Source organism: Nocardioides guangzhouensis (assembly GCF_004519545.1).
In the GTDB taxonomy this organism is placed as follows: Bacteria; Actinomycetota; Actinomycetes; order Propionibacteriales; family Nocardioidaceae; genus Nocardioides; species Nocardioides guangzhouensis.
Map to the genome: position 1 here is coordinate 1 of NZ_SDKM01000070.1, position 10,796 is coordinate 10,796.

Below are 10,796 nucleotides of genomic sequence, written 5' to 3' on the forward strand. Positions count from 1 at the left end.
GAAGTTCGACTACACCAAGGGCTACAAGTTCTCGACGTACGCCACCTGGTGGATCCGGCAGGCGATCACCCGGGCCATGGCCGACCAGGCCCGCACCATCCGCATCCCGGTGCACATGGTCGAGGTCATCAACAAGCTGGCCCGCGTCCAGCGCCAGATGCTCCAGGACCTGGGCCGCGAGCCCACCCCGGAGGAGCTGGCCAAGGAGCTCGACATGACCCCCGAGAAGGTCATCGAGGTCCAGAAGTACGGCCGCGAGCCGATCTCGCTGCACACCCCGCTCGGCGAGGACGGTGACTCGGAGTTCGGTGACCTGATCGAGGATTCCGAGGCGATCGTCCCGGCGGACGCCGTGTCGTTCACGCTGCTCCAGGAGCAGCTGCACGCGGTCCTCGACACGCTCTCCGAGCGCGAGGCCGGCGTGGTCTCGATGCGGTTCGGCCTCACCGACGGCCAGCCCAAGACCCTCGACGAGATCGGCAAGGTCTACGGCGTGACCCGGGAGCGGATCCGCCAGATCGAGTCCAAGACCATGTCGAAGCTGCGGCACCCGTCGCGCTCGCAGGTCCTGCGCGACTACCTCGACTAGGCGACGCGGGTCTCCTGTTCGGTCGGATGTCCCACCGGCACGGGTAGAGTGGACAGTCCGGGAGGGATGCGTCCGTTGGCCGTCGACCGCGCCGGAGAGAGGTCGTCGCCATGTCGACACCGTCCGCCCGCCCCGTCGGCCCCCGAAGGTCGCGCCCGGCGATCGCCCCGACCGACCTCTGGCTCGACCTCATCGAGGCACGTGCCGAGTTCCATCGCTGCCGGAGCGTCACCGCGAACAAGCCGCTTGCGCTGACCCGCGCCCAGTCCGGCCTGCTGGCGGCCCTCGAGGCCTACGTCACGTCCCTGGGCCAGCGAGGGATGCCCGTCCCCTACGAGCTGCGCGACGAGCTGCGCCTCTGGCGCGGGTCCCTGCAGGCCGACCTCGCGACGCGGTACGCCCACACGCCTCCTGGCGGCTCTTCGTGATCGCCTTCGAGGAAGTCGGGGAGACCTGGCACGGGGAAGGTCGCTTCGGCCGCCGGTGGGTGATCACCCGAGTCCTGACAGGCTGGCGACTCCAGTTCGTCGACCCCGGCGGCTCGCCGGTCAACTCAGGGATCTACGGCACCCTCGAGCAGGCCCAGGACGGCGCGGGTCCGTGACCGCCGCGGCCGGGCGGCGCAGCTGACCGCCGCCCTTGGTCGAACAAACGTTCGATTGCGTGCGATCATGGTGCGGTGGCGGGTGGCATGAACAAACGGGGTGGCATCGGCGTGCCCATGGCGGAGCGGGTCCGGGTCACCCAGGCACGGCGTACGCCGGGGCCGGCGACGCCCGGCTGCCCGGCGCGGCACTGCTGGGTGGCCGACGCGGTCGACCGGGAGGGCGTGAAGCGGCCCGGCCTGCTGCTCGAGTGGCGGCAGGGGCGTTCCGGCTGGGAGGGGCGGGTCGTGTACGTCGCCCGGTTGCGCGGCGACCGCTGGGTCGCGGTCGAGGAGTGGCTCTCCGCGGAGCTGCTCACCGAGCGGTGAGCCGGCCGGCTGCTGAAATGAAGGAACCGCCGGCAGTCTCGGGTCTACCGGCGGTTCCGTGAAGAACTCTAGCCGGACACCGAAGCGAAGTCGTCAACGCCTGATCAACAGTTCGTCAACAGTCCGGAATCCCGGTCGCCGGTGGCGTGACGTCCCGCTCACCCGTCCGGGTACGGCTGCATCGGGACCCCGGGCTGGGGCTCACGCGTGCCGAGCTCGTACGCCGCGGCACCGGGCACGTGCAGCACCTCCGGCGCTGCGTCCCGGCGCTGGACGATGAGCTCGAGGTCGGCGACCGAGCAGTTGCTGACCTGGTGCTCGCCGCCGTCCGGGTCGGCGTACCGCCAGCCGACCATGCGGTCCGCGGGGGAGACCACCGTCCCGTACAACCGCACGCCGGGTCCGGCCAGGGCGAAGGTGCACCGGCCGGTCGCGGCGTCGAGGGACGTGGCGCGCATCCGGAGCGGGCCTCCGAGGGGCACGCGGAGGTCGCCGAGCAGCAGGCCGCCGTTCGCGATCCACGGGGTGGTCACGGGACCGACGCCGACACGTGCGGCGGCCACGTCGAGGTACCCGCCGTCTGCAAGCGGTGCCTGCAGCCACACCCACCGTGCCGCGTGCTCGCTGCCCCAGTTGTGGCCGACGATGCCGTCCCACCCCGCCAGTGCGACGACCGTGTCGCCGAGCCGGACCTCGCCGGTCACGGTGACCGACGGATGCGGGCTCTCCACCTTGGTGCGTGGGAAGCCTCGGTCGTACATCCAGCCGGCCGGGAGGTGTCGCAGCCCGGGTGCCCGATCGGTGAGGGCGAGGTCCCAACGGGCGTCGAGGCCTCGGGCCGCGACCTTTCCGGTCATCCAGCCCTGCCCGATCCGGCAGCCGCCGACGTCGACGTACTCCCCGGGCGGGACGGAGAGGGCGTCCGCCCCGACCGTGACCTTGGCCGCCCGGGGCTGCCCGGCGCCGAAGTGCACGAACCAGACCGAGGCGGTCGGCGCCGCGCCGGGGCGCTGGTGCACGGTGTGCCGGATCCACACCGCCTCGCCACCGCCGGGCGCGCTGGCCTTGAGGTAGAAGCTCTCGTAGTGGCCGGCGGCGGGGTCGACGTCGGGGAAGCGGGCTCGGGTGCGCACGGCCGCCAGCGTAGTGACGCCACGCGTCAGGTGCTCACCCGAGCAGCTCCTCCAACCGGTCACCATGCGTGGCGAAGTCGAACGACCAGGCCGACTCGAAGGCCGACTTGGACCATCCCGAGGCGGGCTGAGGTGTCTCCGCGGGAGACCAGAAGTAGTCCACGGTCCCGCCGGTCAGCGCCGTGAACAGGTGCTCGTTGCGTGCCGTGTAGGCCTCGCTGTTGAGCACGATGACCTGACGCAGGTCGCGGGCATGCATGAGGTTGAACATCGCGGACCCGCCGAAGCCCGCGACGTGGGTGGCGTGGTGGAACAGCCGAACCTGGTCGGCCAGGTCGTGGTGCTCGGGGTAGACGACCACCCACCCGTGGCGGGCGAAGAGGTTCTCGACCTGCATGGCGTTGCGGCACAGCCGGGCGCCGTACTCGCCGCTGCGGGAGACGAAGATGCGGGGCGGCGTGTCGGTGTTCGCCGCCCGGTCGAGGAGCCCCGCGGTGAGCCGCGCCCACACGTCCCGGATCCCCGGATGCACGTAGGGGCCGGGGCCGTTGTTCCACATCGGTGAGGCCGAGACCACCGACGTGAGGCGCACCGGCTCGTCCACCCACGTCACGTCGGCCTCATCGACCCCGAACGCGCCCAGCAGCCGTAGCTCCAGCTCCGGCCGGAACCTGCGGTGCCGGCGCCGGAACATCAGCACGCGGAGGTCGGGCTGCAGCTCTCGGGCCAGGTCCCATCCCCACAGTCTCGAGACCACCTCGGTCATCACGTGCCCGAAGTGCCCCGTGTACGTCGAGTCCAGCTGGTAGTACGCGCCCTCCAGGCCCTGACGCGGCCGGTACCGGTCGGGCACCCGGGCCGGCTGGCCGAGCCCCCCGTGGAGCCGGGGGTGCTCGAGCCTGACCGCACGAGGGTGCCGGAAGGAGTCGGGGAGGACGGTGCTCCCGGCGTACATCAGGGTCCGTCCCGCGAACTCGACCGCGCCGTCGTACCGACGCAGGTGGAGGCGAGGGTGGTCCATCGTCCCGGGGAGCTCGCGCGGCGCTCTCCCGTGCGACCTCACCACGGCGCTGGAGACGAGGTCTCCGGCCGGCAGCTCGGTCAGGCAGCGCAGGCGGAGGCCCGGCTCCCGCGCGGGGAGCACGACGTCCGTCTCGACGTCGCGGAGCTTGACCACGTGCGGTGTCCGCTTCGGCACGAAGAGCGCCCGCACCGTCGGCCGGGGAGGCCGCACGGCCCGCGCGAGCTCGCGATCGGGCGGCGACAGCGCACTGCGGTCGTCGCGAGGGAGGGCGAGCAGTCCGGTGACCAGCTGCTCCACGGCCCGGACACCCTCCTCGTCACCGGTCGTCTCGCGGTCGACGACGTAGCAGCCGTCCGCGGCGACGTATCCCACGAGCAGACGGAACAGCCCGACCCGGTCGTCCGCCTCGCCCGGCAGCGCCGGGACCGGCAGGAGGTCGACCACGGCTCCGACCGGCCCGAGCAGCCGCACGGTGCCGGAGACCTGGGTGACCGGCCCCGCGCGACGTGCTCGTGGGTCCCGGTTCGCCCAGTCCCAAGGTGGCGGCTCGGCAGGGGAGACGACCTCGATCCGGCGTCCGTCCAGCCACCCGGTCCAGCGCGCGACGGCACCCCCCGAGACGTCGTCGGCGAGCAGGACCACCGGGAGGTCGGTGGGGAGGGCGAGGTCGTGCCAGGGACCGGCAGGCGACCTTCGTCGGAGTGCGCGCGCAGCGTCCAGTGCGACGGACCAGCGGCTCTGTCCGCGCGCCATGCCCGACTCCCTCCGTCAGGCCACCGAAAACAGGACACTCAGGACGAACCCTATCGGCCGGCGAGGGCCAGCCGGGTCAGCCCGCGGCGACGAGGGTGACCGCGACCCCGCAGAGCACCAGTCCGACGGCCTGCGCCCGGTGCACCGGCTCCTTGAGGACGACCGCGGCCAGCAGGATCGTGACCGCCGGGTAGAGCGAGGCGAGCACGGCGGCCACCGTCAGCGCGCCGGCCTGCGTGGCCAGCAGGAAGGCCACGGTCGCGCACGCGCCCAGCGCACCGCACAGGAGCCCCCACAGTGCGGGTGCCTCGCGGGGCACCCACGAGACGCGCAGCGCGAGCGCGACCAGCACGATGGCGACTGCGCCGACGGCCTGGTTGAGGGCGAGGGGGTACAGGCCGGCCGACTCGGGGATCTGCCCGAGCGCCGCGAAGAGCACGCCGAAGCCGAGTCCCGCGAGCACGCCGTCGAGCACCCCGCCCCGGGCGCCGGGGACGTCCATCTCGGGCTCCTGGGAGACGAACCAGATGCCCGGCACCGCGGCCAGGATGCCTACCCAGACCAGCGCGGAGGGGCGCTCCCCGGTGACCAGGCCGACCGCGACCGGGACCAGCGCGGCCCCGACCGCCGAGATCGGTGCGACCACGCCCATCCGGCCGCCGGCCAGGCCGCGGTAGAGGAAGGCGGTGCCGAAGCCGTTGCCCACACCGGCCAGCAGCCCCCAGGCGAAGTCGGTGCCGGTGGGGTCCCCGCCGCGGACGACACCGGCCACGAGGACGAACACGGCGCCGCCGAGCGCCGCGAGGAACGCCACCGACCATGCCGAGGTACGGCGGGACGCGAGGCCTCCGACGAAGTCCGACAGGCCGTAGAAGACCGCCCCGGCCAGGGCCAGCAGCACGGTCACGTGAGGACGGCCCCGGCACCCCAGGCGGCGGCGGCGAGCATGCCGAACCCCAGCTCGATCGCGATCGACAGGCCGACCGCCTTGAGCGCGTGGGTGGTGGTGTTGCGGGCCTCGCGCGCCCCGACCCGCTGGTGCTCCACGGCGTACACCCCGGCGACGAAGCCGAGGGGGAGCCCGACCACCGGAATGACGAAGAACCCGACCACGCCGAGGATGCCGCCGACGAGCAGCGTCGAGCTCGGCACGCCGACGTCCTTCATGCGACGCCCCGGGACGGTGTACTTGACGACCTGACCGGCCATCACGAACGTCGCGGCGACCGCGAACACCGCCCAGCCGGCCGGCTCGCCGACGACGATCGCCCAGACCAGGAGGGCTCCGAGGATGAGCATCGAGCCCGGCAGGACCATGACCACGATCCCCACGAGGCCGACCGCGATGGCCAGCCCGGTGAGCACGTCGACGAGGTCCACGGCAGCGAGGATGTCACAGCCCGGTCGGGGGCGGGGGAGCAGGAGACGGACGAGGGCCCCGACCGTCCGGTCGGGGCCCTCGTGCCGAGTCGTGGGTGGTCAGGTGATGCCGGTCAGCGCTCGCCCTCCGGGGCGATCGTCGGCGTGTCACCGAGCTTGTGGGTCTCGTCGGTCATGGTGACCGCGACCTCCTGGAGCTTCTCACCGTGCTCACGGGCGTGGTGGGCGCAGAAGAGGAGCTCGAGGCCCGAGGCGAGCTCCACCCGGAGGTACGCCTGGGCACCACAACGGTCGCAGCGGTCGGCTGCGGTCAGCGCGCTGGGGGCAACTGCAGTCGTCACAATCGGCCTCTCTCTCGTCATCTCGTCCTGCACAACGAGCCACCTGGAGCTTTGATTCCCCCGGTCACTCGTGGTGCCTGACACATCCATCCAAGCACGGTGTGGTCGTACCCCGTACGTCGCCGCCTGAACGTGGGACGTGTCGCAGGTTCAGACAACTGCCGTACTCCCAGTGTGACTCCCGAACCCCGTCATCGGTTGCGTTTCCGGTCGTCCCCGAGCCAGATCGTGTCCACATCGTGATGGTGTCCGTGCGTTCACCCTAGGCCTCGATCCCGCGCATCGGTGGCAGGGCGTGCCGCCGAGACTGTCGGGCGTGTCGCAGGTAGATTCGTCACCGGCAGCCGAGCGGATTTCCGGCTCACGAAGACTCGCGAAGGACAGAACGATCGACAACGCGTACAACGCAGCACACCTGCTGGTGCTCGAGGGGCTCGAGGCGGTCCGCAAGCGCCCGGGCATGTACATCGGCTCGACCGACACCCGCGGCCTCATGCACTGCGTCTGGGAGATCATCGACAACGGCGTCGACGAGGCGCTCGCCGGTGCCGCCCACCGGGTCGAGGTCACCCTGCACACCGACGGTTCGGTCGAGGTGTACGACGACGGGCGCGGCATCCCGACCGACAAGGAGCCCAAGACCGGGCTGCCCGGCGTCGAGGTGGTGGCCACCAAGCTGCACGCCGGCGGCAAGTTCGGCGGCGGCTCGTACGTCGCCACCGGCGGCCTGCACGGTGTCGGTCTGTCGGTCGTCAACGCGCTCTCCGCGCGCATGGACATCGACGTCGACCGGTCGCCGTCCGCCCAGGGCCTCAGCTTCCGCCGAGGCGCCCCCGGCGTGTTCGACGGCGACGGCCCGACCGCGTCGTTCACCCCGAAGTCCGGCCTGACCCGCAAGGGCAAGCGCGTCGCCAAGGGGCGGTCCGGCACCCGGATCCGGTTCTGGCCGGACCGCCAGATCTTCACCAAGGACGCGACGTTCCTCTACGACGACCTGATCACCCGGGCCCGGCACACCTCGTTCATCGTGCCCGGCCTCGAGCTCGTGGTCCGCGACCTGCGCGGCCCCGAGCCGGCCGAGGAGAAGTTCCGCCACGACGGCGGCATCGCCGAGTACGCCGAGTTCCTGGCGCACGACGAGCCGGTCACCGATGTGCTCCGGCTCGGCGGCCAGGACACCTTCACCGAGACCGTCCCGCTGCTCGACGACAAGGGGCACATGACCCCGCAGGAGGTCGAGCGCGAGCTGACCGTCGACGTCGCGGTCCGCTGGGGCACCGGCTACGACACCGAGATGCGGTCCTACGTCAACGTCATCGCCACCCCCAAGGGCGGCACGCACGTGAGCGGGTTCGAGCAGGCGATCACCAAGACGTTCAACGACGTGATGCGGCAGACCAAGGCGCTCAAGGTCAACGACGCCGACGTGATCAAGGACGACGTCCTCGAGGGCATGACCGCGGTGGTCACGGTCCGGCTGGCCGAGCCGCAGTTCGAGGGACAGACCAAGGAGATCCTCGGCACCCCGGCCGCGCGCACCGTCGTACGCAAGGTGGTGGCGGCGGAGCTGAAGAAGTTCCTGACCTCGACCAAGCGGGCCGAGAAGGCCCAGGCCAAGCTGGTCATGGAGAAGGTCGTGGGCGCGTCCAAGACGCGGATCGCGGCCCGGCAGCACAAGGAGACCCAGCGGCGGAAGAACGCCCTGGAGTCCTCGGCGCTGCCCGCGAAGCTGGCCGACTGCCGCTCCAACGACGTCGAGCGCAGCGAGCTGTTCATCGTCGAGGGTGACTCGGCGCTCGGCACCGCCAAGCTGGCGCGCAACTCGGAGTTCCAGGCGCTGCTGCCGATCCGCGGCAAGATCCTCAACGTCCAGAAGGCCTCGGTCGGCGACATGCTGAAGAACGCCGAGTGCGCCTCGATCATCCAGGTGGTCGGCGCCGGGTCGGGTCGCACCTTCGACCTCGACGCCGCCCGCTACGGCCGGATCATCTTCATGGCCGACGCCGACTCCGACGGCGCGCACATCCGCTGCCTGCTGGCGACGCTGTTCTTCAAGTACATGCCTGAGCTGATCAGCGAGGGCCGGGTCTACTCCGCGGTGCCGCCGCTGCACCGGATCGAGATCTCCAACCCCAGGAAGGGGATGGACAAGTACCTCTACACCTACTCCGACGACGAGCTGCAGCGGAAGCTGGCGGAGCTGAAGAAGAAGAACGTCCGGTGGAAGGACCCGGTGCAGCGCTACAAGGGTCTCGGTGAGATGGACGCCGACCAGCTGGCGGAGACCACCATGGACCCGCGGCACCGCACGCTGCGCAGGATCACCGTGGACGACGCGGACTCGGCGCAGCGGGTCTTCGAGCTGCTCATGGGCTCCGAGGTGGCGCCGCGCAAGGAGTTCATCGTGCAGGGTGCCTACGAGGTCGACGTCGAGGCGCTGGACGCCTGAACCCCCGGGGACGCCCCCCGACCGGACGGCTCCGTCCCCGGGTGTTCCCGCCCGGCCGGGGCAACCCGGTCGGGCGCGGGTGACGTCCGTCCGGGTCATCTCGGGCCGTTCCCCTCCCCACGACGCGTCTGCGTGCCTAGCGTGGAGGCATGGTCGGAGCGCTGGCGATGCTGGTCACCCTCACGGTGGGCACCGTGGTGGCGTTGACACTCGTCTACTGCGTGGTCCGGTACGCCGTCCGCGACGGCATCATCGACGCCCGGCGGGCGGAGCTCGGCGCGGACGCCGACCGCGACTACCGGGCCTCGCTGGCCCGGTCCCGGGCGATCGGGGACGAGCAGGCGCGGCCGGCGCAGACCTGAGCCCTGCCCGCGCCGTACCCCGGACGGCCGCGCGTTTCGCACGTTCCGGGTGCCCAGGCGGCCCCGGAGCAACCACAGCGTGCGATACCCGGACGGAGGCTCTAGACCTTCCGGTCGAGCAGGCCGGTGTCGACGTCGTAGACGAAGCCGGCGACCTTGACCGTGTCCGGGACCAGCGGGTGCGAGCGGATCTTGCGGACGTCCTCGGCCAGGTCGGCGAGCTGGTCCTCGACCACGTGGAACTGCTGCCAGGTGGCGTCCTGACCGGAGGAGGCGCCGATCTTGTCGTGCAGCTCCTGCTCGCTGTTGGCGGTCATCGCGCAGCGGGTGTGCGGGATGACCAGGATCCGGCGGACCCCCAGCAGGTGGGCGCCGAGGACCAGCGCCTCGAGCGCGGCGTTGTCCACGCGGCCACCGGGGTTGCGGAAGATCTTGGCGTCGCCGTGCCGGAGCCCGAGCATCCGCAGCGGGTCGATCCGGGAGTCCATGCAGGTCACGATGGCGACACCCGCATGGGCGACGCCGTCGAAGCCGCCGAGGTCGAACTCGTCGGCGAAGGCACGGTTGGCGGCGATCAGGTCGTCGAAGTCCTCGTCCACGGGCAGGAGGCTAGCGGGTCCGGCGGAGCTCGGCGCACCCCGCTCAGTGGCCGGAGCGGAGCACCTCGCCGGTGTCCAGGTCGCGGGTGCGGGCGTGCCGGAACAGCACGAGCGCCAGCAGGCCGGCGGCCACGGCGCACGCGGCGGCGCCGAGGAACACCGCGTGCTCCTGCACCAGCGCCGCCTGGGTGCGGGACTTGCCGTCGGCGATCGCGCCGTAGAAGCGGCGCAGCCCGATCGTGGTCAGCGCGGAGATGCCGACCAGCATGCCGATCATGCGGGCCACCACGACCAGCGCGGACGCCACGCCATGCACCGCGTCGGCGGTGCTGGCCAGCAGGGCGGCGTTGACCGGTGCCAGGGCCAGGCCGAACCCCAGGCCGCACAGCAGGAGGGTGCCGTTGACCGAGAAGCTCTCCAGCGCGTGCTTGTCCCATTGCGCCATCAGCACGAAGCCGACCGCGGAGCAGGTCATGCCGAGCGCGGTGACCAGCCCGGCGGAGAACCACCGGACCAGGTAGCCGCCGAGTACCGCGCCCACCGGGAGCGCGATCAGGAAGCGGACCAGCACCAGCGCGGCCATCAGCTGCGACTCGCGGTAGATCGTGGTCCGGGCGAAGATCGGGATGTCGATCAGCGCTGCGATCAGGGCCGCGCCGACGAAGAAGCTGACCAGCAGCGCGCCCCACGCGGGAACCTGCCCGATCGCGCCGCGCGGGATGAGCGGGTTCTCCGCGCGGCGCAGGTGCAGCAGGAACCCGACGGTCGCCACGGCAGAGCCGAGCAGGAACCACGGACCCTGCTCGGAGAACACCTGCACCTCCGGGTCGGCGGTCGCGAAGGCGAGGATGATCCCGCCGAGCGCGGCCGCCAGCAGCAGCGCCCCGGCGAGGTCGGCCTGCCGGACGTGCGCGAACCAGGTGCGTACGTCGACCAGCGGACGCCGCGCGAACAGGCAGCGCCCCGCGAGCACCAGGAAGGCCACGATCGTGGTGACCCCGACCGGCGTGAACCACCGCGAGTCACCGGCGTACGGGATGAAGATCTGGCCCCAGGTCAGGTCCCGCTGCAGGGCCGGCGGCTGGACCATCGTGATCGCGCCGGCGACCACGGTGACGGTCGCGGCCACGAGCCCGATCCAGTCGAAGCGGCCGGTCGGGCGCTGGTTTCGAGACGGGCGCAGAGCGCCCTCC

13 protein-coding genes are annotated in these 10,796 nt (G+C 71.8%); 6 read left to right on the plus strand and 7 right to left on the minus strand.

Going from position 1 to position 10,796, the window contains the following annotated elements; all coding sequences use genetic code 11:
- The 4 genes from EKO23_RS23715 to EKO23_RS23730 all read left to right on the plus strand — a co-directional run.
- Positions 1 to 589, plus strand: a 589-nt coding sequence (locus EKO23_RS23715; protein WP_134720961.1) for an RNA polymerase sigma factor, incomplete at its 5' end; no start/stop codon positions are given.
- A gap of 110 nt (positions 590 to 699) precedes the next feature.
- Positions 700 to 1,017 carry a hypothetical protein gene (locus EKO23_RS23720; RefSeq protein WP_134720962.1) on the plus strand — a complete coding sequence of 106 codons (318 nt, stop codon included), beginning with the start codon at positions 700 to 702 and terminating at the stop codon, positions 1,015 to 1,017.
- The gene (locus EKO23_RS23725; protein WP_134720963.1) at positions 1,014 to 1,193 is read left to right on the plus strand and encodes a hypothetical protein; all 180 of its coding nucleotides are present in this window, start codon (positions 1,014 to 1,016) and stop codon (positions 1,191 to 1,193) included. Before EKO23_RS23720 ends, EKO23_RS23725 begins: the two co-directional genes overlap by 4 nt.
- An 87-nt stretch (positions 1,194 to 1,280) precedes the next feature.
- Positions 1,281 to 1,562 (plus strand): hypothetical protein, encoded by a 282-nt coding sequence (locus EKO23_RS23730; RefSeq protein ID WP_134720964.1) that lies wholly within the window; start codon positions 1,281 to 1,283, stop codon positions 1,560 to 1,562.
- Positions 1,563 to 1,720: 158 nt separating this feature from the next.
- On the opposite strand, the gene EKO23_RS23735 is transcribed toward EKO23_RS23730, so the two are convergent.
- From EKO23_RS23735 to EKO23_RS23755, 5 genes are all read right to left on the minus strand, one after another.
- Positions 1,721 to 2,695: a hypothetical protein gene (locus EKO23_RS23735; RefSeq protein ID WP_134720965.1), complete on the minus strand. Its 975-nt coding sequence runs from the start codon at positions 2,693 to 2,695 to the stop codon at positions 1,721 to 1,723.
- Positions 2,696 to 2,729: 34 nt separating this feature from the next.
- On the minus strand, positions 2,730 to 4,472 hold the full coding sequence (locus EKO23_RS23740) for a glycosyltransferase family 61 protein (protein WP_134720966.1): 1,743 nt from the start codon (positions 4,470 to 4,472) through the stop codon (positions 2,730 to 2,732).
- A 76-nt stretch (positions 4,473 to 4,548) separates the two neighbouring features.
- The gene (locus tag EKO23_RS23745) at positions 4,549 to 5,379 is read right to left on the minus strand and encodes a DMT family transporter (RefSeq protein WP_134720967.1); all 831 of its coding nucleotides are present in this window, start codon (positions 5,377 to 5,379) and stop codon (positions 4,549 to 4,551) included.
- Positions 5,376 to 5,852 carry a DUF456 domain-containing protein gene (locus EKO23_RS23750; RefSeq protein ID WP_246051279.1) on the minus strand — a complete coding sequence of 159 codons (477 nt, stop codon included), beginning with the start codon at positions 5,850 to 5,852 and terminating at the stop codon, positions 5,376 to 5,378. The genes EKO23_RS23745 and EKO23_RS23750 overlap by 4 nt, the downstream gene beginning before the upstream one ends.
- Before the next feature lie 113 nt (positions 5,853 to 5,965).
- On the minus strand, positions 5,966 to 6,214 hold the full coding sequence (locus EKO23_RS23755; RefSeq protein WP_217702786.1) for a DUF7455 domain-containing protein: 249 nt from the start codon (positions 6,212 to 6,214) through the stop codon (positions 5,966 to 5,968).
- A gap of 295 nt (positions 6,215 to 6,509) precedes the next feature.
- Here EKO23_RS23755 and EKO23_RS23760 point away from each other — a divergent pair, with 295 nt between their 5' ends.
- Both EKO23_RS23760 and EKO23_RS23765 read left to right on the plus strand, forming a co-directional pair.
- Positions 6,510 to 8,642, plus strand: a complete 2,133-nt coding sequence (locus tag EKO23_RS23760; protein ID WP_175582738.1) for a DNA gyrase/topoisomerase IV subunit B — start codon at positions 6,510 to 6,512, stop codon at positions 8,640 to 8,642.
- 149 nt (positions 8,643 to 8,791) lie between these two features.
- A complete protein-coding gene (locus EKO23_RS23765) occupies positions 8,792 to 9,004 on the plus strand; it encodes a hypothetical protein (protein WP_134720969.1) in 213 nt (70 codons plus the stop codon).
- Between the two features lie 101 nt (positions 9,005 to 9,105).
- Here the strand turns inward: EKO23_RS23765 and EKO23_RS23770 are convergent, their stop codons facing one another.
- The gene (locus EKO23_RS23770) at positions 9,106 to 9,603 is read right to left on the minus strand and encodes a beta-class carbonic anhydrase (RefSeq protein WP_217702787.1); all 498 of its coding nucleotides are present in this window, start codon (positions 9,601 to 9,603) and stop codon (positions 9,106 to 9,108) included.
- A 43-nt stretch (positions 9,604 to 9,646) separates the two neighbouring features.
- Positions 9,647 to 10,796 (minus strand): MFS transporter (locus EKO23_RS25535; protein WP_167880628.1); only part of this gene is annotated, 1,150 nt, incomplete at its 5' end.